Annotated in this window: 25 protein-coding genes, 1 riboswitch and 1 other annotated feature; of the genes, 24 read left to right on the top strand and 1 reads right to left on the bottom strand. The window is 42.7% G+C overall.

Annotation, left to right across the window (positions count from 1 at the left end; translation table 11 throughout):
• Positions 1-22: 22 nt before the first annotated feature.
• The 24 genes from ACFQ38_RS05480 to ACFQ38_RS05365 all read left to right on the top strand — a co-directional run bounded on the left by ACFQ38_RS05480 (position 23) and on the right by ACFQ38_RS05365 (position 24,064).
• Positions 23-1,333 carry a serine hydrolase gene (locus tag ACFQ38_RS05480; protein ID WP_381479985.1) on the top strand — a complete coding sequence of 437 codons (1,311 nt, stop codon included), beginning with the start codon at positions 23-25 and terminating at the stop codon, positions 1,331-1,333.
• 98 nt (positions 1,334-1,431) lie between these two features.
• Entirely contained in the window at positions 1,432-1,959 is a 528-nt protein-coding gene (locus ACFQ38_RS05475) for an isochorismatase family protein (RefSeq protein WP_336823554.1), read from the top strand.
• 144 nt (positions 1,960-2,103) lie between these two features.
• Positions 2,104-2,892, top strand: coding sequence for a nucleotidyltransferase domain-containing protein (locus ACFQ38_RS05470; protein WP_381479984.1), 789 nt, complete (start codon positions 2,104-2,106; stop codon positions 2,890-2,892).
• On the top strand, positions 2,889-3,245 hold the full coding sequence (locus ACFQ38_RS05465) for a VOC family protein (RefSeq protein ID WP_381479983.1): 357 nt from the start codon (positions 2,889-2,891) through the stop codon (positions 3,243-3,245). The genes ACFQ38_RS05470 and ACFQ38_RS05465 overlap by 4 nt, the downstream gene beginning before the upstream one ends.
• Before the next feature lie 68 nt (positions 3,246-3,313).
• Complete coding sequence (locus ACFQ38_RS05460) at positions 3,314-3,607, top strand: hypothetical protein (RefSeq protein ID WP_381479982.1); 294 nt, start codon at positions 3,314-3,316, stop codon at positions 3,605-3,607.
• Positions 3,608-3,913 carry a hypothetical protein gene (locus ACFQ38_RS05455; protein WP_381479981.1) on the top strand — a complete coding sequence of 102 codons (306 nt, stop codon included), beginning with the start codon at positions 3,608-3,610 and terminating at the stop codon, positions 3,911-3,913. It begins immediately after the preceding gene.
• A 1,411-nt stretch (positions 3,914-5,324) separates the two neighbouring features.
• Positions 5,325-6,722, top strand: a complete 1,398-nt coding sequence (locus tag ACFQ38_RS05450; protein WP_336823549.1) for an alanine/glycine:cation symporter family protein — start codon at positions 5,325-5,327, stop codon at positions 6,720-6,722.
• Positions 6,723-6,810: 88 nt separating this feature from the next.
• A complete protein-coding gene (locus ACFQ38_RS05445) occupies positions 6,811-8,259 on the top strand; it encodes a sensor histidine kinase (RefSeq protein WP_336823548.1) in 1,449 nt (482 codons plus the stop codon).
• Entirely contained in the window at positions 8,228-8,797 is a 570-nt protein-coding gene (locus ACFQ38_RS05440; RefSeq protein ID WP_381479980.1) for an ANTAR domain-containing response regulator, read from the top strand. The genes ACFQ38_RS05445 and ACFQ38_RS05440 overlap by 32 nt, the downstream gene beginning before the upstream one ends.
• 261 nt (positions 8,798-9,058) lie before the next feature.
• Positions 9,059-10,393: an ethanolamine utilization protein EutH gene (eutH, locus tag ACFQ38_RS05435; RefSeq protein WP_336823546.1), complete on the top strand. Its 1,335-nt coding sequence runs from the start codon at positions 9,059-9,061 to the stop codon at positions 10,391-10,393.
• Positions 10,394-10,416: 23 nt separating this feature from the next.
• Positions 10,417-10,758, top strand: a complete 342-nt coding sequence (locus ACFQ38_RS05430) for a BMC domain-containing protein (protein ID WP_336823545.1) — start codon at positions 10,417-10,419, stop codon at positions 10,756-10,758.
• Between the two features lie 15 nt (positions 10,759-10,773).
• Positions 10,774-11,283, top strand: a complete 510-nt coding sequence (locus ACFQ38_RS05425; protein ID WP_336823544.1) for a EutP/PduV family microcompartment system protein — start codon at positions 10,774-10,776, stop codon at positions 11,281-11,283.
• Between the two features lie 222 nt (positions 11,284-11,505).
• Positions 11,506-12,921: an ethanolamine ammonia-lyase reactivating factor EutA gene (locus ACFQ38_RS05420; protein ID WP_381480031.1), complete on the top strand. Its 1,416-nt coding sequence runs from the start codon at positions 11,506-11,508 to the stop codon at positions 12,919-12,921.
• A gap of 14 nt (positions 12,922-12,935) precedes the next feature.
• Complete coding sequence (locus tag ACFQ38_RS05415; RefSeq protein ID WP_381479978.1) at positions 12,936-14,300, top strand: ethanolamine ammonia-lyase subunit EutB; 1,365 nt, start codon at positions 12,936-12,938, stop codon at positions 14,298-14,300.
• A 13-nt stretch (positions 14,301-14,313) separates the two neighbouring features.
• Positions 14,314-15,297 carry an ethanolamine ammonia-lyase subunit EutC gene (gene eutC / locus ACFQ38_RS05410; RefSeq protein WP_336823542.1) on the top strand — a complete coding sequence of 328 codons (984 nt, stop codon included), beginning with the start codon at positions 14,314-14,316 and terminating at the stop codon, positions 15,295-15,297.
• Between the two features lie 11 nt (positions 15,298-15,308).
• Positions 15,309-15,959 carry an ethanolamine utilization microcompartment protein EutL gene (gene eutL, locus ACFQ38_RS05405; protein WP_336823541.1) on the top strand — a complete coding sequence of 217 codons (651 nt, stop codon included), beginning with the start codon at positions 15,309-15,311 and terminating at the stop codon, positions 15,957-15,959.
• A gap of 68 nt (positions 15,960-16,027) precedes the next feature.
• Positions 16,028-17,491 carry an aldehyde dehydrogenase family protein gene (locus tag ACFQ38_RS05400; protein ID WP_336823575.1) on the top strand — a complete coding sequence of 488 codons (1,464 nt, stop codon included), beginning with the start codon at positions 16,028-16,030 and terminating at the stop codon, positions 17,489-17,491.
• Between the two features lie 21 nt (positions 17,492-17,512).
• On the top strand, positions 17,513-17,797 hold the full coding sequence (locus ACFQ38_RS05395) for a BMC domain-containing protein (RefSeq protein ID WP_336823540.1): 285 nt from the start codon (positions 17,513-17,515) through the stop codon (positions 17,795-17,797).
• 61 nt (positions 17,798-17,858) lie between these two features.
• Positions 17,859-18,716: a phosphate propanoyltransferase gene (locus ACFQ38_RS05390; RefSeq protein WP_381479977.1), complete on the top strand. Its 858-nt coding sequence runs from the start codon at positions 17,859-17,861 to the stop codon at positions 18,714-18,716.
• A gap of 15 nt (positions 18,717-18,731) precedes the next feature.
• On the top strand, positions 18,732-19,034 hold the full coding sequence (locus ACFQ38_RS05385; RefSeq protein WP_336823538.1) for a EutN/CcmL family microcompartment protein: 303 nt from the start codon (positions 18,732-18,734) through the stop codon (positions 19,032-19,034).
• The gene (locus ACFQ38_RS05380; RefSeq protein WP_381479976.1) at positions 19,009-19,368 is read left to right on the top strand and encodes a BMC domain-containing protein; all 360 of its coding nucleotides are present in this window, start codon (positions 19,009-19,011) and stop codon (positions 19,366-19,368) included. Before ACFQ38_RS05385 ends, ACFQ38_RS05380 begins: the two co-directional genes overlap by 26 nt.
• A gap of 21 nt (positions 19,369-19,389) precedes the next feature.
• Entirely contained in the window at positions 19,390-20,331 is a 942-nt protein-coding gene (gene mdh, locus ACFQ38_RS05375; protein ID WP_381479975.1) for a malate dehydrogenase, read from the top strand.
• A gap of 617 nt (positions 20,332-20,948) precedes the next feature.
• Positions 20,949-23,051: a methyl-accepting chemotaxis protein gene (locus ACFQ38_RS05370; protein ID WP_336823535.1), complete on the top strand. Its 2,103-nt coding sequence runs from the start codon at positions 20,949-20,951 to the stop codon at positions 23,049-23,051.
• 51 nt (positions 23,052-23,102) lie between these two features.
• Positions 23,103-23,278: riboswitch (cobalamin riboswitch) on the top strand.
• 153 nt (positions 23,279-23,431) lie between these two features.
• Entirely contained in the window at positions 23,432-24,064 is a 633-nt protein-coding gene (locus tag ACFQ38_RS05365) for a hypothetical protein (protein ID WP_381480030.1), read from the top strand.
• A gap of 43 nt (positions 24,065-24,107) precedes the next feature.
• Here ACFQ38_RS05365 and argS read toward each other — a convergent pair whose 3' ends face one another.
• Positions 24,108-25,772, bottom strand: a complete 1,665-nt coding sequence (argS, locus tag ACFQ38_RS05360; RefSeq protein ID WP_336823534.1) for an arginine--tRNA ligase — start codon at positions 25,770-25,772, stop codon at positions 24,108-24,110.
• A gap of 65 nt (positions 25,773-25,837) precedes the next feature.
• Positions 25,838-26,053 (bottom strand) — a binding site (T-box leader).
• Positions 26,054-26,314: the final 261 nt, after the last annotated feature.

Raw genomic sequence — 26,314 nt, 5'->3', positions numbered from 1 at the left:
ATTTTAGAGAGGAAGGTTTTCGATGACGATATTTGCTTGGATTGGGTTGTTAGGAATCATACTCTTTACACTTTTGCCTTTTATTCAAAAAGAAAATAGGACACAAGAAAAGATACGTGGTGCTATCATAACTATTTTGATTGTTATAGGTATTATCATTGCGGTTATCATTTTTCATGTAAATTTTTTATTTGCTTTTATAGTGGGTGCCATTGCAATGATTTTATTCGATAAAAAAACATATACAAAGAAACGATTAATGATTTATGGAGCAATCATACTCGTTATTGGAATCGTAGGTTATGTCGTATTGCGGGACAATCCAGATTATGTGCTGAATCATTTAAAGGATCATCCGGAAACAAGCTCCCTTTATGTTGCGGAAAATAGTAAGGAAATCGTTGCCTATCAATCGGATGTTGTCCGTCCTTTAGCGAGCACAGTGAAAATGTTAATAGCTGTCGAATATGCGATGCAAATTGATGAAGGAACATTGAATAAAGATCAGTATGTGTCACTAAATGATTTAAGCCGATACTACTATAAAGGCACTGATGGAAATGCACATGAAGAATGGTTAAAAGCAATGGAAAGTGCTGGGAAAGTTGCTAATAATCAAGTAACGCTGCATGATGTGGCAAAAGGGATGATCACATATAGCTCTAATGCCAATACAGAGTACTTAATCGATTTGATTGGCATCAGTTCCATTAATGAACGTGCAAAATTGCTTGGACTTACGCAACATGAAGATATTTATCCAATTGTAAGTGCGCTATTAATTCCAGACTATCTGAAAAACGAGACGAAGGATGAGAAAAAATTAATAGAAGAGCTTGAAAAAATGCCGATCGAAACGTATCGGGATATAGCCAAGGAATTAAGTGGAAAACTGAAAGATGGCACTCTCAAGATAGAAGATTATATGTTTAATATGCCTCTCGATTTGCAAAGAGTATGGTCGGATCGCCTAATTGGGGCTTCGGCAAATGATTACGGAAAATTATTGGCGGTAATATCCAATAATGAACTCCCATCAATTGCAAATCAAACAATTAGAGATTTACTTGAATGGCCAATGGAAATAAATGAAGGAAATCACGAACGTTTTGCTCATTTAGGAGCAAAAGGTGGTTCGACAGCATTCATTCTGAATGATGCATTGTATGCGGAAGACCATAATGGTAAAAAAATAGAAATCGTTTTTCTAACTGATAATCTAAGTAGATGGCAACAACTTCAGCTTGCTCTAAATTTAAATTCTTTCGAGTCTAAATTACTTGGTAGCGATAATTACCGTCTGAAGGTCCAGAAGAAACTTTCCGAATCATAATGTCAAGGAGCCATCGTCAATTTTAAGTTGATGATGGCTTTCTTAAAGGGTATTTGCTATTGGTGGCGAATTATTTATGTAGAAAGGGGAGGGGATATATGGAAGCATTATTGGTTATAGACGTGCAAAATGGAATCGTGGAAAGTGGCGATTTCAAGAGTGAACTGTCATTGATGAAGTTGGTTATCGAGGATTTCAAAAAGAAGGAAAAACCGATCATTTTTGTGAGGCATTTAGATAAAGAACAAGAGAGCTCTCTTTTTGAGGGAGCGGTAGGTTCCGAATTGCATCATTCATTGAAGGCATATGCAGAAACGATTGTCGAGAAACGGACGCCAAGCGCTTTTTTTGAAACAGGACTGTCAGAGACGCTGGACAAACTATGTGTGGAGCATGTGTTCATAATAGGGTTCAATACGGAGTTTTGCTGTATGTTCACGGCGATTTCTGCTTTTGATCGTGGCTATCAAGTAACATTTATCGAAGACGCGACCGGTACAGCAAATACAGCGGAATCCTATGAAATGCCGGGATTGGATATAAGGGATTTTGTCGGAACAGTTCTGCATTGGTCTGATGCCATTGAGGTTTTGGATTATGAGGAGTATGTGGAAAACTACAAGTAAACGAAGTTGTATGAATGGCGGTTTTAGGTGTTTCATATCGGAATAAGTCCCAATTTTCTGTATGGAAAACTATTGAATCCGACTTTCAATCGCATTACATGAAAAGTTTAACAGAGAATGAGCTTTACCAATGGAGGGAGCATTGTGCTGCAACAAGAATTAGCCGTAGAAAAAATTAGTGAAAGTTTAAAGAGTGATCCGCTTGTACAGGCCATTTTCCTAAAGGGATCGATGGGGAGAGGGGAGCATGACGAACATTCGGATATCGATCTATATTGCTTAGTGAAGGAAGAAAACAAGGAGAGGTTTCTTTCTAATCGGCTGTTACATTTAAGGGCATACCGCGACGTAATTCTATCGGATGATATTTTTATCGTTGCTCCTCAAATAATTGCTGTGTTCGATGATTTATTGCATATTGATTTGTTCACGGTGACAAAAGAAACGTTTGTCGGCGGCGACTATTTCAAGGTAGTGTATGATCCGCATCGGTTGTTGGATGAGTTTGAGGAAACGCAAGGATTAATGCTGACGGAGCAGCAATATCGGGATAATGTTATGGATGTGGGCTGGTTTTTATACCAGTATAGACAATCTGCGGCGCGTGGAAACGACATTTGGGCTGTGAAGATGCTGAAGAATGTCGAGCATCATTTGGCAAGGGTGCTGCTCTATCGATATGCGCCGGAACGTGCGGTATTGGGATTGAAAACGGTTGAACGTTCATTGCCGGAGTCCGTTGTTTTGGATTTGAAGGAGATTATGGAATGCATTACGCCAAAGAAGCACGGACAGGCGGCGGTGTTGATCAGCAGGATGCTCCATCGGGAATATGAATGGATAGGGCAGCAGTGGGACGTGGAAAATGAGCAGATGAAATTTCTAAAAATGATGATTGATGAGTTTAAAGGAAAAGGAGTAGAAGTGAAATGACGCAAGTATGTGCAATTAGCATTTGCGTTCCAAATGTGGAAAAGGCGATTGAATTTTATAAGAATGTATTAGGGTTTGAAGTGAATAAGCAGTACGGTCCAAAACTATTTACGTTGGTCCACGGTGAGTTGCCGATTGTAATTGAGGAATCGGAAATAGCAACCGATAATGCATCCACGTCAGGAGTTGTGCTTACGCTGAAAACGGATGATATTCATCAATCCCTTGCAGTTCTGAAAGAGCATAATGTGGAACTAATTATCGGGGGACCTGCGGACTGTCCACCTGGCAAGTATATTATCTTTAGAGACCCTTTTGGTAATGTATGGGAGTATATGCAACTCGTGAAATGATTGTCCGTATCATCTGGTTTTTGGGTGAATATGTAAGGCTACTATTAAGCTAATTGAATAGGAAAGGGATGATTTGGTTCATTCACAAAAGAAGAAAGGCGCCTCAATTGTTAGAAGGATTGGAAGCGGCAGTAAGACGATTGCCGGTCAGCCACGTAGCGATGCCTATTATTCAAACGAAACTTGCGGCCGTACAAGCGGGCTTTGGCGTCGAGCAGGAATTGGATAAAGTATTTGATCGGTATTTTTCAATGAAACATGGAATTTTCCATGATCTATCACTTGTCTCGAGTACATATTTTCAAGTCGAAACATTTTTGATCACCCCGGCATATGCTGTGCTGTTTGAAGTGAAAAATTGAGTGGTCGAGTTAACGTTAGTTGAGAATCCGCCACAGCTAATACGGACGACAGAAACGGGCCAAGTAAATGGCTTTCAAAGCCCTGTCGCTCAATTGCAGCAAAACTGCGAACTCTACCGTGATTGGCTGCATAAGAGAGGCGTGTCTATACCGGTTTATAGTGCTGTCATGCTGCTTATGCAAAGCAGCGCATTGAAGCAAATCATTCAAAAACCCCCATTTTGTTTCCTAACATTGTTCCATCTTTTGTTCGATCGATTCCAACCAGCCCCCCAAAGTTGGACGATCGTGAATTTGAAACGTTAGCTTCTCGGATTAGCAAGAGTCATCGACCGTACATACCCCCATCTTTTTGTGAAATGTACTCTATACAACATAGCGACATTCGAAGCGGTGTCATTTGCCCTATTTGTGGCTTTATTGGCATGGAAAAATAGAAAGGCTGTCTCTGTCGGGCGTGCGGTAGTACAAACCGCTGTGCATATATGCAAGCTATCCGTGATTGGTTTCAGCTTGTTGACAAACGCTCGCATACTGCGTTGGGGCCAGTAGGACGCTGGTCATGCAACCGTTGCTGCAGGATGCAGCGGTTTTAGGTTGCCTGTCCTTCGCTCGTCCCCTCATGAACCTATAGTTCTATTCGGGTCTTCGCTCGACTTCGCGCGGGCCTGCACGATGCAGGTCATGCAGTCAATCGAACGGCGAAGGGTTCGATTTGCCGTATTTACGCGCCCTTTGCGGAAATTAAGGCACTGCGGACGTCGCGCACTTAGACTGCCTTCCACGTGACAAGCGTTTTCAAGCCAAGCTGGGCAAACACTTATCTCATGACTACAAACCTTAAAAGGACTGTAGACAAAGTAAAAAGATACTTTGTCTACAGTCTGAAAGCTATCCGTGATTGGTTTCTATTATTTCCTGGTAGGATAGAAATAAAGATTGTCGAGCGTTTCTACTAATTGAATGACAACAAACAGCTTATCGTATTTTAACATCAATGCAGTTGAAAGCGGTAGAAACCTATCGGAATCGTACATACACTATGGAAGTGTGAAAAGCGCACAAGAGAAGTGCGCTTCAGCTTGTTGACAAACGCTCGCATACTGCGTTGCTCGTCTCGCTCGTCCCCTCATGAACCTTAAGTTCTATTCGGGTCTTCGCTCGACTTCGCGCCTTGTCTGGCAAGCGTTTTCAAGCCAAGCTGGGCAAACACTTATCCCATAACTAAAAACCTTTAAAAGACTGTAGACAAAGTGAAAAAATACTTTGTCTACAGTCTGAAGCGCACAAGAGAAGTGCGCTTTTTTGGATAGGGAAATGGCACAACGGTGGTAAATCATCTCAAATCGGTGGTAAACAATAAACTCTATGATTTGCTGAGAGTCGGAGTGCGGCTATATCAGTTTGAAGAGATAAATGGTAATGGATAAAGTGTCTTTTTAGGTAAAGAGTTACCCCTACCGTCCGCACTCTCCATTAGAAAAATATCAATACATCGTGCAAAATTGGTTGGGAGAGGTTACAATCAAATTTGTGTTTGGAATTGAATCTCATGCTTTAAAGTGAAACCGATTACAAAGTTCAGGTGCTAACCTATAAAAGATTTTGCCGCTCGGGCGCCTATTGGCTCGGCGTTTTTTATTTGACGTGGTAATTTTGGTAGAATTGAGGGTAAAGGTGAGATAAGGATTCATTTTTGATAGAAGGAGTGTTATGTGTGAAGATTTTGGAATGGCTTGTAGGGCCGTTGAATGATTTTATTTGGACGTACATACTAATTGGTTTACTAATAGCAATCGGTTTATATTTTACATTTCGAACTAAGTTTGTGCAGATCCGTTTGTTCCGAGAGATGTTTAGATTGATTGTTGAGAAAAAGGAGGGCGGTGACGGGGTTTCTGCTTTTCAGGCGTTTACGATTAGTGCGGCTTCCCGTGTCGGTACGGGAAATGTGACAGGTGTCGCTTTGGCAATTGGTGTAGGTGGGCCGGGCGCGGTATTTTGGATGTGGGTCATTGCAGTTGTCGGAATGGCGACGGCTTTTGTTGAAAGTACACTTGCTCAAGTGTATAAAGTGCGCGATGGCGATACGTTCCGAGGTGGACCTGCTTATTATATGGAGAAAGCGCTTGGTACGAGAAAATTAGGTATCGTGTTTGCGATTTTATTAACGCTTTGCTTTGGGTTTATTTTCAATGCGGTTCAATCCAATACAATTAGCCAGTCTTTTCATGATGTATTCCATTTGCCATTTTGGGTAGTTGGTCTACTATTAGTTGTTTTGACAGCGTTTATTATTTTTGGCGGTGTGAAGCGGATTGTTAAAGTTACCCAAGCGATTGTTCCGATTATGGCAGTGTTTTATCTGCTTATAGCTGCGTTTGTAGTCATTGTGAATATTAAGGAAATCCCGGGGATGATTGCGCTCATTTTTGAACATGCTTTCGGCATTAAGGAAATGGTCGGGGGCGGTATTGGTGCAGCAATCATGCAAGGTGTACGCCGTGGATTGTTCTCAAATGAGGCTGGGATGGGGAGTGTACCGAATGCGGCTGCTACTGCAAATGTTACGCATCCTGCAAAACAAGGGCTCGTTCAAAGCTTAGGTGTGTTTTTCGATACGATTGTTATTTGTTCTGCTACTGCATTCATCATTATTCTTGCAGGATTGTATGACACTGGTGAGTCTAGCGGAATCCTGTTGACGCAAGCTTCAATGGCGGTGCATGTCGGATCTTGGGCACCATATTTTGTCGCGGTTGCGATTACGTTTTTCGGTTTCAGTTCCATTGTAGGTAATTATTATTATGGGGAAACAAATATTGAATTTATTAAAGCGCATAAATCTTGGATGACGATCTATCGTGTCTTAGTGCTTGTCATGGTGATGTTTGGTGCAATGGCGAAAGTTGATATCGTTTGGAATATGGCCGATTTGTTCATGGGGATGATGGCGGTGCTGAATTTAATAGTCATTGTACTGTTAGGCAAGGTTGCATTTAAGGTGTTGGATGATTTTACATTGCAACGAAAACAAGGGAAAAACCCGGTATTTAAAGCAAGCGCCATGCCGAATTTAAAAGGGGCGGAATGCTGGGAAGAGGAGAAAGATTGATTTGTAAAGTTGTAAGTCCCTCTGTATAATAATATTTGAAGTGATTGTAGAATAGTCTGTCTATTTAAAGGTCTGGGATGTGGGTAAGATGAAAACTTCAACTTTGGAGCAACTTTGCGTCCTTTACACAGATTTGAACGATGAAGATATTGAAACTTTGAAAGAAGTGGCTGCAACTTTGCAGCTCTATGCGGATTTATCTGAATCTTACATGTTCATTGATTGTAAAATAAAAAATAACGATCATGCAATCGTTGTTGCAGAAGCGTTCCCGCAATCCGAGCATACAATTTATGAAAATTCGGTTGTCGGGAAAATCGTTTTTGAATCTTTTGAGCCGGGTGTGTTTTATAGCTATCGGAAAGGTGAAAAATCAATCATTCATCAGGCTGTTACGCAAGAAGGAAAGTCGGTCGATCAAACTGTTGTTCCTATTAAAAATAAGAGCGATAAAGTGATTGGGGTGCTTATACAGGAGAAGGAAGTCGAGTCTGCCGTTTTTCAGCAGAAAGATAATATCTCCATAGTTCCCGATGTTTCCGATGAGACGAACGAGTCGGGCATGCATGTTGTTACGGATTTGCTTATGGAGATGCTAATATTAACCGATCAGCAAAATCGTCTTATTTACGCGAATCCTGTCGGTTTGAAATTCATTTCTGAAATGGGGCACACGGACCAAGCGTTAAACCGGAATATTATTGAAATGATGCCATTTTTAAAACCGGTGTATGATCAGCAGGAAGATGTCTTCGTTTTTGATTTGACAATTGACGGGAAAAGCCTCGTTGTGAAAAAAATCCGGATGAGCAAAAAGGATAAGACAAAGGAAACGTTGCTCATTATACAGGATTTGACAGAGCTGCGGATGAAAGAGAAGGAATTGATGATGAAATCGGTCGTCATCCAAGAGATCCATCATCGTGTGAAAAATAATTTGCAAACTGTTGCAAGCCTGTTGCGATTACAAATGCGGCAAGGTGTGCCCGAGGAAAGCAAATCCTCTTTAGAAGATACTTTGAATCGGATTTATAGCATTTCTTCTGTATATGAACTTATTTTAGCTAAAGAGCATGCCGATGATGACGATGTAAATATAGTAGAGTTGACGAGAAAAATTTGCACGGCAATGGTAATCAATGAAACGGAGCTAAAACTAGACTTGATTATTCAGCCGAATGGCAATAAAATTATAACTACCTCACGGAAAGCGGTTTCAATCGCACTCATTGTCAATGAGTTAATACAAAATTCTTTGAAACATGCTTTTCGTCATGGGGATGAAGGCCAGATTCAAGTAGACTTTTTCTCTAATGAAAAATTTTTGGAGTTACATATTACCGACAACGGCGTTGGTATGAATGATCCAAAGTCATCATTAGGGATGGAAATCATTAGGAATTTGGTCACGAATGATTTAAATGGAGATTTTCATTATGCACCGACAAAGAAAGGTACGCATGCGGTCATCATATTTCCTGTAAGTCCGGAGGTGGAGATTTTTCATGAAAAAGAGGATATTGATAGCGGAAGATGAATCGATTATCCGCATGGACCTCAAAATGACATTGGAAGATCACGGCTATGAAGTCGTTGCTGAAGCTGGAGATGGAGACCGTGCAATTGAACTAGCGTTCCAACATAGACCGGACCTTTTATTGATGGATATAAAAATGCCGAAGATCAACGGTTTAAAGGCGAGCCAAATAATTGGCAGCCAATTGGATTTGCCAATTTTAATTATAACAGCCTATAGCCAAAGGGAATTCATTGAACAGGCGCAGCAGGACAATATTGTAGGTTATTTAGTCAAGCCGATTTCTGAGGTGAACTTAATTCCAGCGGTGGAAGTAGCTCTCCATCAAGCCGATAAGGCGAAGCGGCTCAAGACGGATATTCGGCGTGCAAAGGAGCAAGTCGAAAAAAGAAAGCTTGTTGAGCGTGCAAAAGGGATGTTGATGGATGCGGAACAGCTTTCCGAGCAAGACGCTTTCAAGAAAATGAGAGACGATAGTATGTCTCGGCAAATGACAATGGAGTCGGTTGCCAAAGAAATTATTGAATCATATAAGTGAATGGCTGGCCGATCAAACCAAGAAGTTCATTTCTTGTATTTAATAAGGATCCATTTATAAAACAATTAAGTTTTGATAGAAGTGAATAATTCATAAGCAAAGGCGCTTAAAGAGAAGTCTTCTTTAGGCGTCTTTTTGCTGTTTTTCGATAGAAATTCTGTTGATTTTTCAAAGAAATGGAAAGGTGGTGAAGTGTAGGGAAATATTACGTTTTCTTTGAAAATAGCCTTTCGTTATTCTTATAAAAAGGGGGAAAGTTGAATGGAAATGATCGGAACGGTCATAGTTTGGATCATTATGATCTGTGCGGTTTTAGGGGCATTTGCCGCAATTAAAAATCCGGATGAAGGACTTGGTAAAGAGTTCATGTCCGGTATTCATGCAGTTGGACATATTTTTGTGCCAGCGGCGGGTATTATGGCATCTATTCCATATTTAACTTGGTTCATTAGTAAATTTATCGGTCCAATCTTTGATTCGATAGGAGCAGACCCTGCTATTGCAGCTACAACAATTCTTGCATCGGATATGGGTGGGTATCATTTAGCTGATGCGCTAAAAACCTCCTATGAAGGTTGGGTTATGGCTTTAGTTGTAGGATTCATGTCTGGTGCGACAATCGTCTTCTCCATACCGATGGGACTTGCGATGTTAGATAAGCGCGACCATAAATATATGGCATTAGGGGTCATGTCGGGTGTATTGACAATTCCGATCGGGGCTTTCATTGCTTCATCATTAATTTTAATTTTCAACACGGATGTCCGTGAAGTCATTAGTACAACAGCAGCTTCGAATCATGCATTCACGATTAGCTTTTTGCAAATCTTAATTAATTTATTACCTTTGATCATATTTGTAGTGCTAATTGCATTGGGATTGAAATTCTTCCCGCGTGCTATGATTAACATCTTTATGATTTTTGGACGTGTAATGGATGCTGCCATTAAGTTAGTTCTTGTATTCTCAATTGTCGAAGTTTTCACAGGAGTATTTTCTTCTTTGTTCGGCGCTTGGGGCTTCGATCCAATTATGGCAGACGAGGAAGACCAGTTTCGCGCGCTTGAAACAGCTGGTAATATCGGTATAATGTTAGCTGGTGCGTTTCCGATGGTTTACTTGCTGCGTAAATACGGTGCAAAACCGTTGGAAGCGGCTGGCCGCAAATTAGGCTTATCTTCTGCGGGTAGTGCAGGGATTTTGGCAACTATGGCGAATATTTTGGCGATGTTCTCATTAGTTCGCGATATGAAGCCAAAAGATAAAGTAATAAATATTGCCTTTGCGGTTTGTGCGGCATTCCTTTTAGGAGACCATTTATCCTTTACGGCAAACTTCCAGCCAACGATCATTCTACCGGTTATCTTGGGTAAATTGATTGCCGGAATTTGTGCGATTGCTATTGCGTACAAGCTTTCCGTTCCGACTGCATTGAAACTTGAAGCAAAGGATCGTGAAGAAGGAGTCATTCGACCAGGAGAATATCTTGAAGATGATAAAAAGGAAGTAAATGCTGAACGCCAAGAAGAGGAAAATGTTGAGGAGCCCGTTAACAAAGAAGTAAAAGAAAACGAGGCAGTATTGACGAACTCTTAAAATAGGATAAAGGAAGTGTAAGTATGAGCGAAGAGAAGAAACGGTTTATACAGGAATTTGTACCGGGGAAACAACTGACGCTTAGTCATCTTATCGCCAATCCTGATCCAGATATGTTTCAGAAATTAGGCATTCAAGAAGCGGGTGCGCTTGGAATTATGACGTGTACGCCAAGTGAAACGGTTATTATTGCTGGTGATTTGGCTACTAAATCAGCAAATGTGAAATTAGGTTTCTTAGATAGATTTACAGGAAGTTTAGTCATCGTTGGCAGTGTTTCTGAGGTCGAAATGGCGATGGAGGAAATCAATCGATTTTTGGCTGAAATGTTGGGATATACGCCATCACCAATTACGAAATCGTAAGGATGTGTACATGCCATGCAAAACAAAGCGATGTTGATCGGAGCTGTCGGAGCGGGCAAATCTACGCTGACCAATGCTTTATTAGACAAACAAACGGATGCTGTTAAAACACAGGCACTTGTCTACAATGATTGGATTGTGGACACGCCTGGAGAATATACGGAGAATCCGTTATTCTATAAGAACATTATGGCGACAGCGTTAGAAGTGACTCATATCTTTTATTTGCAAGATGCAACTAATAGCAAAACAATTTTTCCGCCGGGATTTAGTTCGGGGATTCCGAAGCTACCGATCGGGGTTGTGACGAAGAGTGATCATCCCGATGCAGATGTTGAGCGCGCTGTACGCATGTTGCAAGATGTGATCCATAGGGGGCCGATCGTTATTACATCTTCTGTAGCCGGCACTGGGATCAATCATCTTAAGGAATTGATAAAAATAAATAATATGGCGGAGCTGCAAAAGTATGTGACAGAAGCGTCTGATGAGCAATTGAAATTCATTGGTAGCAACAGCCTTTAGGACTTTACACAACTTTGTAAGTTTGATATATTGAAGTCATACAAGTTCATGAAAATCGGCAAAGACGCCTTTACTCCTTGAAGGGCCCATGTGGCACTTCGAGTTGTAAAGGTGTCTTTTTTTCTCTTCCTATGCCTGTTCTACTTATGAAACTGCGGGAAGTGATTATGGGGAAACGAGGTGTAATCCTTGGACAATTTCAGTAAAAAACATGAATCAATCATGAGTGCCGGAATTGATATTGGCACAAGTACAACGAAGTTGATCATTAGCCGCTTTTCATTGATGAATACAGCTGGAACGACCCATGTTCCGAGGATTGAAATTGTGGACAAAGAAATTCTTTATAAAAGTCCAGTATTCAGGACGCCTTTAAAAGATTATTCTACGATCGATGTGGAAGGGATCGAAGAGATTATCCGTTCACAATATGAGCTGGCGGGCATCCTTCCTTCGCAAATCGAGACAGGGGCTGTCATCATAACAGGTGAAACAGCGACAAAGCGAAATGCAAGTGAAATGCTGCATCATTTGTCGAGTGAGGCGGGGGATTTCTTAGTTGCTACTGCGGGTCCAGATTTAGAAGGAATCATTGCCGCAAAGGGCTCTGGAGCCTACGAATCTTCTGGAAAGAGCGGGAAAGTGATTGCCAATATCGATATCGGCGGTGGGACAGCAAATATTGCTGTTTATAAAGATAAACAGTTGTTAGGCACTTGTACGATGCATATCGGTGGTAGGCTCATCGAATTTAATAATGGCCGGGTTTCATCTATCTCCCCTCCTGTTAAAAGGCTTCTCGAATCGTATGACATCAGTTTGGAGGCAGGAGAGCCGATTAACGAAACGGCTGTTCAGTTTACGACGGAATTCATGGCAGGGTCTCTTGCGCGTATCTTGAATCGTCAAGCTCGTCCAGAAGACGAAGTGCTATTATTAGGCCATTTGCCGAATTGGCAAGAAGATGTCGATACAATTGTTTTTTCGGGCGGCATTTCGGAATGTATGTATCGCCACGAAGCGGAACACGAACAAGTTGCTCATTATGATGACATTGGTATCCGTCTGGCGAATTCATTGATGAACAACGAGATGCTTAAAGCTTTTCAGTGGCAGGAGCCGATTGAGACAGTGCGGGCGACTGTTTTAGGTGCAGGAACTCAAACGACAGAAATTAGCGGCGCGACGATCCAAGTTGCATCACATGAACTGCCCTTAAAAAATGTGCCTATTTATCAATATAGTTTTCATCATGACTTGCAGGAAGGATTGAATCGGTTAGACGAAGCGATCCAGCATGCGATTGCACTATATGACTCGACTGAAGAAGGGCAAAATTTTGCGCTGTATATTTCAGAGCTGCCTTATATGGGCTTCAAAGATATCCAAGCATTGGCAAAGGCTATTATTCAAATGATGGAAAGCCGACCAGACCCTGATCAGCCGATTATCCTATGTGTGCAAACCGATCATGCAAAAGTGATCGGGCAAACATTGACGGCGATGAATGTTAGGCAAAGTATCATTTGCATCGATCAAATCGACGTCGAAACAGGCGATTACATAGACATCGGCAAGTCACTTGATTCAGGAGTTGTGCCGGTAGTCGTGAAAACGCTGACATTCCACTCGGCGTAAAGGAGGGGTTGCAATTGAATTTATCAACAGTTTTGGGTGGAGAACGCTATGTGTTCAAAGACCTGAAAGAAGTAATGGCGAAAGCGAATGAGGAAAAATCGGGAGATCGTTTGGCGGGAATTGCCGCTGAAACCGTTCAAGAAAGAATTGCTGCCAAAGCGGTTGTCAGTGAGCTTTTGGTAAGCGATATTCGGAACAACCCACTCATTCCAATTGAGAATGATGAAGTATCGCAAATTATTGAAGGCGATATAAACGAAAGAGTTTACAATGAAATCAAAAACTGGAGCATTGCGGAACTGCGCGAATATATTTTGAGCAACGATACAGGTGACCGAGAGCTGAAGCGATTAAGCAGAGGATTAACATCTGAAACGATCGCGGCGGTTGCGAAGCTTATGTCGAATTTGGACTTAGTCCATGCGGCAAATAAAATTGAAATCCTGTCTACTTGCAATATTACGATCGGGCAAAAAGGAACACTTTCCTCTAGGCTCCAGCCGAATCATCCGACGGATAACATCGACGGCATCATCACTTCTCTAAAGGAAGGATTATCATATGGAATTGGGGATGCGGTGATCGGTGTCAACCCGGTAGATGACTCAGTCGAGAGTGTCAAACGTGTTTTGAATGCAACGAAAGAATTCATTAACGAATGGGAAATTCCGACACAAAACTGTGTGTTGGCACACGTAACGACACAGATGAAAGCGATCCAGCAAGGTGCGCCTGCAGATATGGTTTTCCAAAGCATTGCAGGAACAGAAGCAGCTAATCGCTCATTCGGAATATCTGCGGAATTGATTGCGGAAGCAAAAGACTTAGCGATGAAGGAAGGCACTGGTACAGGGCCGCAAGTAATGTACTTCGAAACAGGCCAGGGTTCTGAGCTTTCAGCAGAGGCACATTACGGAATCGACCAAGTTACATTGGAATCGCGGAATTATGGCTTCGCACGACACTATGACCCATACATCGTCAACACGGTCGTTGGTTTTATTGGGCCAGAGTATTTGTATAACAGCAAACAGGTGATCCGTGCTGGGTTGGAAGACCATTTCATGGGCAAAATGCATGGCATTCCGATGGGTGTAGACATTTGCTATACGAACCATATAAAAGCGGATCAAAATGATATTGAAGACTTAGGCGTATTGCTAACTGCGGCAGGCGTGAATTTCATTATTGCTGCACCGATGGGCGATGACGTCATGCTGAACTATCAATCGATGAGCTATCATGATGTTGCTACACTTTTAAGAACAATGGGCAAAACGCCCGCACCGGACTATTTGAAATGGCTTGAAAAAATGGGCATCTACGAGGATGGCCGTCTGAGCGCCCGCGCAGGCGACTTGACGATTTTCGACCGATAGGAGGTGGATGGTTGTGAATGAACAGTTAGTTGAACAAATTACGAAGATGGTTGTCGAGAAATTACAGACGGCTAAGCAAGGGCAATCCAGCCCAAGCGATAGGGAAATGCCTGTGAAATTGTTCTCGGATAGACCTGCAGGGCAATCGGTCGAAACAAAATCCGCAGACAGAGTACCTGATGGAAAAGTCACTTTCCACAATACGGCAGAAAAGAACGTAGCAGCGCCAGCCGTTAAAACTGTGAATACAAACGATTCGTGCAAGGTAGCTCGAAAAGAACAACCTGCAGAACATGTAAATCTTGAAGAGTTGCGGAAGAAAACTCCTGCAAGAGTTGGTGTCGGCCGGGCCGGTTCCCGTCCGAAAACGAATGCATGGCTGCAATTCAGATTGGATCATGCAGCTGCGGTTGACGCGGTTTATGGTGAAGTGCCAGACGATTTGCTGCAGCAATTGAATCTTTTCCAAGTCCATTCAAAAGTAAAGGATAAAGAGGAATATATTAGACGCCCCGATTTAGGCAGAAGGTTGTCCGATGACTCTAAAGCGATTGTGAAAGAAAAATGCAAGCATGCCCCAACTGTCCAAATTGTCGCGTCAAACGGTTTGAGTGCAAAAGCAATTGAAGAGAACTTGAAAGACGTCTTTTTATCTTTGCAGCAATCCCTTGCCAACTTGAACATTGAAGTAGGTACTCCTTTCTATATTGATAAGGGGAGGGTTGCCCTTATGGATGAGATCGGAGAGATGCTACAGCCGGACGTTGTTGTCATGTTAATTGGAGAACGCCCAGGGTTGGTCTCCGCAGAATCTTTAAGTGCCTATCTATGCTATAAGCCCCGGATCGGCACGATCGAAGCGGATCGGATGGTCATCTCGAATATTCATAAAGGAGGCATTCCTCCGGTTGAGGCGGGTGCATACTTAGGTACTGTCATCCAAAAAGTGCTGAAATATGAAGCGAGCGGCGTTTCCTTAGTGAAAAAAGAAGGATAGGAGGTTTGCAAATGACTGGAAAGATTCAAGCTGACATTTTGGCGATGCAAGTCATTCCGAATGTGGATGAAGGTCTTGCCAAGAAGTTTGAGTTGAAACCATATCAACGGAGCATCGGATTGGTCACGATGACGATTGATGATGTTGGCTATACAGCTATCGACGAAGCAACAAAGAAAGCTGATGTCGAAGTCGTCTATGCAAAAAGTTTTTATGCCGGATCTGCACATGCTTCCGGTCCATTATCGGGAGAGTTCATCGGCGTCATTGCGGGTCCCTCTCCTGAAGAAGTGAAAAGCGGTCTAGATGCGATACGCATCGTTGTGGAACATGACGCGTATTTTGAGGCGATCAATGGCAATCCGGATCATGTGCTTTATGCACACACTGTTTCAAGCTGTGGAAGCTACTTGGCTGAGGTGGCAGGTATTCCGGTCGGGCAGTCTCTATCTTACTTAATCGCCCCGCCGATGGAAGCGATTGTCGGCATAGATGCCGCCATGAAAGCGGCAGATGTAACATTGTGTGAATTCTTTTCCCCACCGTCTGAAACGAACTTTGGCGGCGGACTGCTGACGGGCAGCCAGTCTTCTTGCCAAGCGGCGACAGACGCTTTTAGGGAAGCTGTTATGAACATGGCCAGGAACCCGATCAGTTACTGACCAGAGCGAAGGAAGGAGTGATCGATTTGGTACAAGCAATCGATGCTGATTTATTGGCACTGCAAGAAATGCGCACAGCAGTAAAAACTGCAAAAGAAGCTCAGCAGAAATTCATGAGTTATTCTCAAGAACAAGTGGATAAAATCGTTAAAGCCGTCGCAGACGCAGCATTTAAGGAATCCGCTCGACTTGGTGAATTAGCTGTAGCGGAAACAGGAATGGGTGTTGCAGCCCATAAGAAAATTAAAAACGAAGTCGGTTCAAGAGATGTTTATGAAAGCATTAAAGACTTGAAAACTGTCGGTGTCATTAGTGAAGACAAAATTAATAAAGTGGTAGAAATTGCTGCACCATTCGGTGTCGTGGCAGCGATTATCCCAACAACAAACCCGACGTCTACTGCTTTTTTCAAAACGTTGATTTCATTGAAAACAAGAAATGCAATTGTTGTCAGCCCGCATCCATACGCGGTGAACTGCACGCATGAAGCATTGAAAGTTTGTGATGCAGCAGCAGTTGCGGCAGGAGCTCCGGAAGGTCTAATTCAATGTTTGACAATGTCCTCTATGGAAGCTACGCAGCAATTGATGAAGCATAAAGATATTAACTTAATTTTGGCGACAGGCGGAGGCGCTTTAGTAAAAGCGGCATACAGCTCAGGAAAACCTGCTTATGGGGTTGGACCTGGAAATGTCCCGGTTTACATTGAACGCTCTGCTAAGATCGACAAAGCTGTGGAAGATATCGTCAACAGTAAGTCCTTTGACTACGGAACAATTTGTGCAACTGAACAAGCGATGGTTGTTGACAAACATGTCTTGGACTTAGTAAAACGCGAGTTGAAGAAAAATGGTGCGTATATACTGTCTGACGAAGAAAAAGCAATTATGGAAAAAGTTGTTTCCCCAGCTCCAGGAAAAGTGAATCCGAAAATTGTTGGCCGAAGCCCGCAAACGATAGCGAAAATGGCTGGCATCTCCATTCCAGAAAATACACGCATTATCGTCGGGATGGAAACGAAAATCGGTAAAGACGTGCCATTCTCTCTTGAGAAGCTATCACCGGTCTTCGCTCTTTACGTAGCGGAAGACTTGGCGCATGCGAAGGAGCTTTGCCACGGTTTATTGGAAAACGGAGGAAAAGGGCATTCCTTGTCCATTCATACAGAAACGGACTCGATTGCACGTGAATTCGCACTTGAAATGCCGGTTTCAAGAATTTTAGTCAATACGATGTCTTCTGTCGGTGCAGTTGGCGGAACGACAGGCCTTATGCCGTCGCTTACATTGGGCTGCGGTTCGTTCGGTGGCAATATTGTTTCGGACAACGTTACAGCAAGACATCTAATGAACACGAAACGCATGGCGTATGGCATTAAAGATGTCCAGTTGCCAAGACATACAGAAACTTCTGCATCTGTAGAAGATCAAGTCGTTTCTCATGTAATGGGCCAAGTGGATACAAAAGATTCAATCGACCCTGAAATGGTCAAAAACTTAGTGAGTGAGATTGTTAAACAATTATCTAAATAAACCTATTAGGAGGAAACAAACATGAATAGAGAAGGTACAGCATTAGGAATGGTAGAAACGAAAGGTCTTATCGGTTCGATCGAAGCAGCAGACGCAATGGTGAAAGCAGCAAGCGTTAACTTAGTCGGAAAAGTGCATGTCGGTGGCGGTATCGTAACTGTATTAGTTCGCGGTGATGTAGGCGCAGTTAAAGCAGCGACAGATGCAGGTGCAGCAGCTGCACAACGTGTTGGGGAATTGCTATCAGTACACGTAATCCCAAGACCGCATAACGAATTAGAAATGATCTTGCCTAAAGAAAACTGATTAATAGAATCGGATACGATAATGCCGTCAATGATCGGCGGCTATTGAAAGGCGGATGAATATGGATCAGCAGTTGATTGAAAGAATCGTTGGAGAAGTGATGGACCAGCTTCAAAAGCAAGAGCCAAAACTGTCGAACAATGAAATTCCAATTGCTGTTTCCGCTCGCCATGTGCATTTAAAACCGGAGCATATTGAAGTTCTGTTTGGAAAAGGATATGAGCTGACGAAACGATCCGATTTGTCTCAACCGGGTCAATTCGCTGCAAATGAAACAGTTGTCATTGCGGGTCCAAGGGGAAGCATCGAAAAAGTGCGGATCCTTGGCCCTGCCCGTTCATTGTCCCAAGTGGAAGTGAGCTGGACTGATGCTATGAAATTAGGCGTCAAGCCACCGCTTCGCGAATCCGGGAATATTGCGAGATCTGCAGGCATTACGTTGATCGGGCCGAAAGGCAGCCTTTATTTGGATGAAGGGCTAATTGTCGCCCAATCCCATATTCATATGGAACCGAAAGACGCAGACCGGTTAGGCGTGCGGGACGGCGATTTTGTTACGATAGATGTCGAAGGGATTCGTCCAATCTCGTTTAATCAAGTGAAAATTCGAGTCTCTGAGCGCTATCGACTGGAAATGCATATAGATACGGACGAAGCAAATGCAGGGTTTATTACGCAAGGAACAATCGGCAAGCTAAGAAAGCCGGGTGTTGAGCGTTCAAATGACGTAGTTGCTACGCATAATGAAGTTCAGGTGCCACCAGAGAAAAAAGCGTTTTATTTCAAAAAGAAATTGCTTTCAAATGAAGACATTCGTGCCATTCAAGAAGATGAAATCGTTGTCGATAAAGGAACGATTGTGACGGCACTTGCAAAAGATACAGCAAGAGAGATCGGAAAAGTGATTTCCATTAAGTAAAAGGTGTGATGACGCATGCGAATGGGAAGAGTGATTGGTAATGTTTGGGCTACGCGTAAAGAAGATGGCTTGCAAGGATTGAAGTTATTAATCGTTCAGCCTTTGGATGCTTTCGGAAAGCCGAACCAGACGCAGTTTGTCGCGGCAGACCGGATTGGTGCGGGCATAGGTGATGATGTCCTTGTTACGAGCGGAGGCTCTTCGCGTTACATTATGAAAGATAATCCGATTCCTATTGATGCGGTCATCATAGGAATCATTGATTCGACTGAAGTGGAAAGGGGCGATTACGATGAGTCAAGCGATCGGGATGATTGAGACGAAAGGTTTGATCGGCTCCATTGAAGCGGCAGATGCGATGATTAAGGCATCCAATGTTTCATTGGTCAGCCAAGAGAAAGTTGATGGCGGCATTGTGACAGTTATCGTGCAAGGCGATGTTGGTGCTGTTCAAGCGGCAGTAGATGCAGGCAAGGATGCTGCGGCAAGAGTCGGCGAATTGTTGGGCGCTCATGTTATTCCAAGACCGGATGAGTCCGTCTATGGAATGGTGAAGCCTAATGAGAAGGTTGAACAGCAATCTGCCGAGAAGCAAGAAAAATTGGCGGAACCTGAGAAAGCTTCAAAACCGAAAACAACGAAGAAATCATAATCGCGGAAAGGATGAGTGGATATGGCTTTTCGCAGACATAAAATTGCTGTTGTCGGGGCAGGATACACTGGTGCGACAGTTGCATTGATGCTTGCGCAAAAAGAGTTGGGCGATGTCGTGTTAGTAGATATTCCTGATTTGGTCAACCCTACAAAGGGGAAGGCTCTGGATCTTCTTCAAACTGGCCCCGTACAAAACTTTGATGCGAAAATCATTGGTACTTCCAACTATGAAGATATTCAAGACGCAGATATGGTGATTGTGACAGCTGGAATTGCAAGAAAGCCAGGTATGAGCAGGGATGACTTAGTAGCGACAAACGCGAAAATCATGCGTGCTGTATCTGAGCAAATTAAGCGTTATGCTCCAGATAGCACGGTACTTATTTTAAGTAATCCGGTAGACGCGATGACATACGTTTGCTATAAAACAACCGGCTTCCCTAAAAATCGTGTAATTGGCCAATCTGGCGTACTGGATACAGCTCGTTTTAATACATTCGTGGCGGAAGAATTGAATATCTCTGTTGAAGACATTTCTGGGTTCGTTTTAGGCGGTCATGGAGACGATATGGTGCCGCTTGTCCGCTATTCATATGCGGGAGGCATTCCGCTTGAAAAGATTATTCCTGCGGATCGTTTGCAGGCAATTGTCGATCGGACGAGAAAAGGCGGGGGAGAAATCGTTTCCCTATTGGGCAACGGCAGTGCGTATTACGCCCCTGCAGCTTCGCTTGTTGAAATGGCTGAAGCAATCATTAAAGACAAGAAGCGCATTTTGCCATCCATTGCTTATTTGGAAGGTGAATATGGCTATCACGATATTTATTTAGGCGTGCCTACCATTTTAGGCGGCAATGGCATTGAAAGCGTGATTGAATTGCCATTATTGGAAGAAGAGAAAAAGGCGCTTGATAAGTCAGCGCAATCTGTACAGTTAGTGATCGATATTTGTAATCGATAATATTTGAAAAGCATCCCTTGAAAGGTGAATGGGATGCTTTTTTGCATGTCGAAAAAATTGAGAGGACTTAAATACTATAAATAGCATTATCTTAGGTATTTAGCTATGTTTTCGGTTATGAAAATGGTATAATTCTCAGTAGATTAATAGTTTTTTATTGTTGATTTTTTATGAAGAAATGAGGATAAGGAAAGGTGATAATTGAAGCAATTTATCTCGCTGTTTTTAGGTACATATGCCGTAGGATGACGGTAATTTTTCTTAACTAACAGTCACGCGCCTTTGAGTTAAGAAGTATCTGATTTTGCATTGCTTTCCGCGCGTGTCAGAAGTAGTTATGCGCAATTTTTACGTAGTATGCGTTTCTATGATGCATTATGCGTTTTTAAGCAGTTTTCTGCGCTCATAATTCCCTTTATGAATTTGTGGAAGTGAGTAGAGTTGAAGCGCACATATCATTGAGACGATCGACGTATAAAAGCTCTGATGTGTAAAATAGGGCATTTCGATAAGAGCATGCTGCTCGTACGTCGTGTAAAAGTCGGATTTAGATCCATTCATTTCTATGTTGCATTGATTTTGTGATGATTAGAATTGTTTTGTAGGAGGATACTGAATTGAAGAAACAGAGAAGTATTGCTTGGAAATTGTCGGGGCTGATTATCGGTCTATTTTTGATCCTTTTTATCGCCTATACATTTACGACAAGCTCTATTATTCATAAGGAGAGCTCAAATGACGCTGAAGAATTTGCAATTGAAAATACTAATTTTTATGCGAAAGAAATAAGTAATAGATTTAGTCAAACGAATCAAATTTTGAATACTACGAAGCGTATTTTTGAAACACTGCAAGCCGATGGAAAATTGACAACTGAAGAAGTTTTAGATGTCATAGAAAACAATCTCGCATCGAATGAAGATGCAATGGGTGTGGCAGCGATTTTGGAAAAGGGTTCCATTCCAATTGACGATGATGCCGATAAAGGGTTATTTGATGATGAAGACCGTTTCATTCCTTACTTATACAAAGATGGCGATGGAATTACAATAGAAGCAGTAAGAGGATATGAGACGGAAGGAGACGGTGACTGGTATCAAGTGCCTAAAAGCTCAAAACGAGCTGTGCTGACTGAGCCGTATTCGTATGATGCAGGCGGTCAGACGATATCGATGACGACGATTTCAGTACCGTTAATTGATAAGAATGGTCAGTTTTTCGGTGTATTGACGACAGATTTGTCGGTTGAATTCTTAACTGACTTAGTCTCATCCATTGCACCGGAAGGCGGTTACGCTACTATCTTGACGGATAATGGTGAAATAACAGCGAATAGTTTAACAGAGGATTTGAATGGCACGGATTTGCGTAGTCTATTGGACTGGGATGCAATGAAATCGAAGCTTGACGAAGGGCAAGTAGGTTCGTTATATGCCGAATCGGATAACTTGGACGAAATGGCGTTTAATGTTCTTGCACCGATCATGTTAGAAGGAATCGATGAAACGTGGACAGTGCAAACATCTATTAAAAAGTCGAAAATAATGGAAACCTTTAATTATGTCCTTCTCATGACAGTGATTTTTGGTATTGTAATGGTAATTTTAATGGCGGCTGTAACGGCTTGGTATATTTTCAAACAGATGAGACCACTCTCAATGCTGCAAACATCGATTGAACAAGCGGCTGCAGGGGATATGACACATTATGTCGATGAAAGCAAGGTAGGCAATGATGAAATCGGTGCTGTCACACTTGCGTATAATAATATGCTGCGCCAAACGAACGAGGCGATTCATGCAGTTCGTGAGTCATCGATCGAATTGAATGATTCCACGACAAGGGTACATCAAGCGTTTGAAGAAGTTGTCGCTTCCAGTGAAGAGGTTTCATTGGCGACGAACGAAATCGCACAAGGTGCTTCGAAGCAGTCTGAGGATACGGAAGAGACTGGGCGTAGAATGGCCGATTTAGCTGAGCAGATCAATGCATTATCCACTCTTTCAGAAAATATGAAAGAGCTTTCGAATCAAACGGTTGCTTCAACTGAAACGGGTATGTCTGAAGTAGAGAATTTGCGTGAACATAATAGTTCGATGAATGAAATGAATGAAAAAGTTCGTCAGCAAATGGATGCATTGGCATCGAAAATTAGTTCAATCGATCAAGTCATTGCTTCCATCCACGATATTACTGCACAGACGAATTTGTTGGCGCTGAATGCAAGCATTGAAGCGGCGCGTGCCGGTGAGCATGGGAAAGGGTTTGCGGTTGTTGCCGAGGAAGTTCGCAAATTGGCGGAGCAGTCGAGAATAGAAACTGAAGTGATTCAAAAAACTGTACAGGAAATTTTAGAAGAATCTCAACAAACTGTACAAGTCGTTGCTTCTAACTTAGCATTGATGGAAGGTCAAAACGAATCGGTCTCAAGCACGGAAGCTTCCTTTGCACGCAATGCTGAATTGACGGAGCGAATGAGTGAAGCAATTGCAGAGTTTTCGTCAGAGCTTGCTGAAATGCTATCACATCGCGATCAAGCACTTCTTTCGATTCAAAGTGTGTCTGCAGTATCTGAAGAGACTGCGGCTTCCGCAGAGCAAGTGAGCGCATCTTCCGCAACACAGCAAAGCGAGCTTGAACGTGTTGCAGAATCTACAAATCGAATGAAACAAATCGCAGGTGAATTGCGCGAAATCGTAGGTCGTTTCCAACTATCTTAAGTTATAGGATTGCATTGCGGTCAATTGATGGTAAAATGAAGTAAAAGAATACGAATATGAACGATAGAGCGGTACCGAAATCGGTTTAATAGGGAATCCGGAAATCCGGAGCTGTCCCCGCAACTGTAATCGCCGACTTCCCCCTAAATGCCACTGTCAAAAGACGGGAAGGCAGGGAGGAAGGATGAAGCGAAAGCCAGGAGACCTGCCGTCTATCGTTGAAGCGACACTTTCTTCGGGGGTTGAGAGGGGGGAGCGAACGGATTTTTCGGCATGGCATTTTTTCGGCCGATTCCGTTTAGTTTCCTACGAACAATATGAGCGATCTGCTCCACCCGATTGGTGGAACAGATCGCTTTTTAGTGGGAGGAGACAATGTGATGAGACTGCACACCGCGGAAGAATTCAGTTCAATGCTCTATATGGAGTATGTTGGAGAGGCTCCATTGCAAAAGGCGATGATGGCAATGAATAGTAATTTCAGTCGGCTTTATATAGACATTTTCCATCTTGATGTTTTCGCCTTTCTATCGAATGAGTTGCCGTTGAAAGGGGTCTGCATTCCTGACTTGTTTATGCGGCAAGTGGAAGCGGATGGATCATTTTTTATATTTGATTTAAGACAGATTAAGGAGGTTATGGGGTTTTCGTTACCAGATGTTTATGATGAAAAAGAAATCGGTGCATTTCACGAGAAGTATGATGCCTGCGTACAGCACCCTATAATCCGAAAAGTTGAAGTATCTGCCGTCAGCCTTATGAAACATCTTTTGCAATGCCAAATAGCTTCAGGTGGGCCAGCATTCTTTTATCGGGACAGCGCGAATCGATTATGTGGAAATCAATGCAAGGAGACTTTGCGTTTTCCGGAGCAGCATTGGTTGAATGGAAGTTTCAAACAACGAATATTGCCACGCCGAATATCGCTGCGAGAGGAAGACTTGCTGCGTGATCATTTGAATGCTTGGAGATTAGGCATTCAAATGACAAAATGCAGCTGGGAAAGAACTTAATACGCCACCGTGGGTAAAATCAAGTTCTATTCCCTATAATGAATTACATCTCTTTTGGTGCTTTCATCCCTAAAAGGCGTAATGATTCCTGTAGGACAGTAGCAACGCTTTGAACAAGTGCGATTCTATAATTTTTTAACGGCAAGTCGGAAAGGATATGGACGTTTCCGTAAAATGAATTGAATGATTGTGAAAGGTCAATTGCATATTTAGCTACGATGGAAGGATCCAAATCTTCTGCTGCCCGTTTCACGACAGACGGAAAAGCATATAGTAGCTTGAAAATCGCCCATTCATAGTCATTCACTTGTTCAACTGTAAACGGTCCGGTAATACCAGCCTTGCGCAAAATGGAATTTGCCCTTGCATGCGTATATTGAATGTAAGGTCCGGTTTCTCCTTCGGTTTGAAGCATGCTGCTTAAGTTGAATTCGATGTCATGCTTGCGATGCTGTTTCAAATCGCTAAAAATAATTGCGCCGACGCCAACTGCTTGTGCAACTTCGTTTTTATTGAACAGTGTAGGATTTTTTTCAGCAATTGTATGCTCAGCAAGCGAAATTGCTTCCGACAGAACTTCTTCTAACAGAACGATCTTTCCTTTCCGGGTAGACATCTTTTTTCCGTCCTTCAATATGAAGCCGAATGAGACATGGTGAATCGTATTTGCCCAGTCATAGCCCATCTTTTGCAACACTTGCTTTAATTGGGTGAAATGAAGGCTTTGTTCATTTCCTACTACGTAAATCGCTTTCGTGAAATCATACACTTTTTTCCGTTCCAATGCAGCGGCTAAATCGCGAGTTGCATAGAGAGTAGCGCCATCTGATTTTTTGATTAAACTTGGCGGCATCCCTTCCGACAGCTCCACGACTAATGCTCCATCGGACTCTACTAACAATCCTTTAGCGGATAGCTCTTCAACGACAGGCTCCATTTTGTCGTTGTAATAAGCTTCTCCGTTAGTTGAGTCGAAAGAAACTCCGAGCAAATCATATATGCGTTGAAATTCCTTTAATGATTCCGTTTTAAACCATTCCCAAAGCGAAAGTGCATCTTCGTCTCCTTCTTCAAGTGCTTTGAACGCAGCTCTTCCTTCATCATTGAGGGTAGGATCTTCTTCCGCTTCTTCATGGAAACGGATGTAAAGCTGCAATAGTGTCTTAATAGGCGCTTGGCGGACTTCGACTTCATTTCCCCATTTGCGGTAGGCAGTGAGCAGTTTTCCGAACTGAGTTCCCCAGTCGCCGATATGATTGATTTTAATCGGACGATAGCCGATCTTTTCGAGCAGCAAAGCAATGGAGTTGCCAATAACAGTCGATCGGAGATGCCCCATGGAAAAAGGCTTTGCAATGTTAGGAGAAGACATATCGATCGGTACATTGGCACCGTTGCCTTCATTCAAAGAACCATAGGAAGCTTTCTGCTCTCCAATCGTGTCCAGCAAGTTTTGGGCGATGGATGAACGATTGAGAAATAAATTCACGTAGCCGTTTACAGCTTCTGCTCTTTGAATAGCAGGATGGTTGATCGCATTAGCGATCTGTTCGGCAATCAATTTTGGAGGAGTACGCAGCTCCTTTGCGAATGGAAATGTTGGCAAAGCAAAATCGCCTAACCCCGCTTGCGAGGGACGCTCAATCATCTGCTCTGTTATTGTAACTGGACTAGCGGCTTGCAATGCTGAAAGAATATCGTTTTTCATTTGATGAACCCCTTTCACCTGTCATGCTTTTCTTGGACTAAATATAAAAAGCCTCCGTCTCAAATAAATGAGACGAAAGCTTGTTCCGCGGTACCACTCAAATTACCTCTATAAGTTTGGATAGAGGCCCCTTTCTCCTAACGGCGAGACACCGGCTTCTCCTACTTCATTCAGAAAAGCATCTCCGAAGTGCGCTTCATGAACGTTTACCATCGGGCTTCCACCACCCCCGATTCGCTTAAAGGAATATCGTCCATTACTCTCTTCATCGTAGATATTGTAATTGAATGTATCAAATTGGGAATGGAGTGTCAATGGGGAATTGTCGTAACTTCAACACGATTCATCCGTCTAACTTCAAAAGTGGGAGGTTTCGGAATGAAATATATCTTATCGATCCTGTTAGGTGGGGTCTTCGCTCGACTTCGCGCCTTGTCTGACAAGCGTTTTCAAGCCAAGCTGGGCAACCACCTATCTCATGACTACAAACCTTAAAAGAACTGTAGGGGCTGTCCAATAAGTCCCTAAAATAGAACAGGTGG

The sequence above is a fragment of the Sporosarcina contaminans genome (genome assembly GCF_042679045.1).
Lineage (GTDB): Bacteria > Bacillota > Bacilli > Bacillales_A > Planococcaceae > Sporosarcina > Sporosarcina contaminans.
This window is presented reverse-complemented; position numbering and strand designations above follow the sequence as displayed.

What these genes read in the sequence shown, in the direction of transcription:
- mdh (WP_381479975.1), top strand. Translation starts at nt 19,390, where the DNA reads ATGGCTTTTCGCAGACATAAAATTGCTGTTGTCGGGGCAGGATACACT.
- ACFQ38_RS05385 (WP_336823538.1), top strand. Translation starts at nt 18,732, where the DNA reads ATGCGAATGGGAAGAGTGATTGGTAATGTTTGGGCTACGCGTAAAGAA.
- ACFQ38_RS05420 (WP_381480031.1), top strand. Translation starts at nt 11,506, where the DNA reads ATGAGTGCCGGAATTGATATTGGCACAAGTACAACGAAGTTGATCATT.
- ACFQ38_RS05400 (WP_336823575.1), top strand. Translation starts at nt 16,028, where the DNA reads ATGCGCACAGCAGTAAAAACTGCAAAAGAAGCTCAGCAGAAATTCATG.
- ACFQ38_RS05465 (WP_381479983.1), top strand. Translation starts at nt 2,889, where the DNA reads ATGACGCAAGTATGTGCAATTAGCATTTGCGTTCCAAATGTGGAAAAG.
- argS (WP_336823534.1), bottom strand. Translation starts at nt 25,772, where the DNA reads ATGAAAAACGATATTCTTTCAGCATTGCAAGCCGCTAGTCCAGTTACA.
- ACFQ38_RS05480 (WP_381479985.1), top strand. Translation starts at nt 23, where the DNA reads ATGACGATATTTGCTTGGATTGGGTTGTTAGGAATCATACTCTTTACA.
- ACFQ38_RS05365 (WP_381480030.1), top strand. Translation starts at nt 23,432, where the DNA reads ATGAGACTGCACACCGCGGAAGAATTCAGTTCAATGCTCTATATGGAG.
- ACFQ38_RS05380 (WP_381479976.1), top strand. Translation starts at nt 19,009, where the DNA reads ATGAGTCAAGCGATCGGGATGATTGAGACGAAAGGTTTGATCGGCTCC.
- ACFQ38_RS05440 (WP_381479980.1), top strand. Translation starts at nt 8,228, where the DNA reads ATGAAAAAGAGGATATTGATAGCGGAAGATGAATCGATTATCCGCATG.
- ACFQ38_RS05390 (WP_381479977.1), top strand. Translation starts at nt 17,859, where the DNA reads ATGGATCAGCAGTTGATTGAAAGAATCGTTGGAGAAGTGATGGACCAG.
- ACFQ38_RS05460 (WP_381479982.1), top strand. Translation starts at nt 3,314, where the DNA reads ATGATTTGGTTCATTCACAAAAGAAGAAAGGCGCCTCAATTGTTAGAA.
- ACFQ38_RS05430 (WP_336823545.1), top strand. Translation starts at nt 10,417, where the DNA reads ATGAGCGAAGAGAAGAAACGGTTTATACAGGAATTTGTACCGGGGAAA.
- ACFQ38_RS05395 (WP_336823540.1), top strand. Translation starts at nt 17,513, where the DNA reads ATGAATAGAGAAGGTACAGCATTAGGAATGGTAGAAACGAAAGGTCTT.
- ACFQ38_RS05445 (WP_336823548.1), top strand. Translation starts at nt 6,811, where the DNA reads ATGAAAACTTCAACTTTGGAGCAACTTTGCGTCCTTTACACAGATTTG.
- eutH (WP_336823546.1), top strand. Translation starts at nt 9,059, where the DNA reads ATGGAAATGATCGGAACGGTCATAGTTTGGATCATTATGATCTGTGCG.
- ACFQ38_RS05425 (WP_336823544.1), top strand. Translation starts at nt 10,774, where the DNA reads ATGCAAAACAAAGCGATGTTGATCGGAGCTGTCGGAGCGGGCAAATCT.
- ACFQ38_RS05475 (WP_336823554.1), top strand. Translation starts at nt 1,432, where the DNA reads ATGGAAGCATTATTGGTTATAGACGTGCAAAATGGAATCGTGGAAAGT.
- eutL (WP_336823541.1), top strand. Translation starts at nt 15,309, where the DNA reads ATGACTGGAAAGATTCAAGCTGACATTTTGGCGATGCAAGTCATTCCG.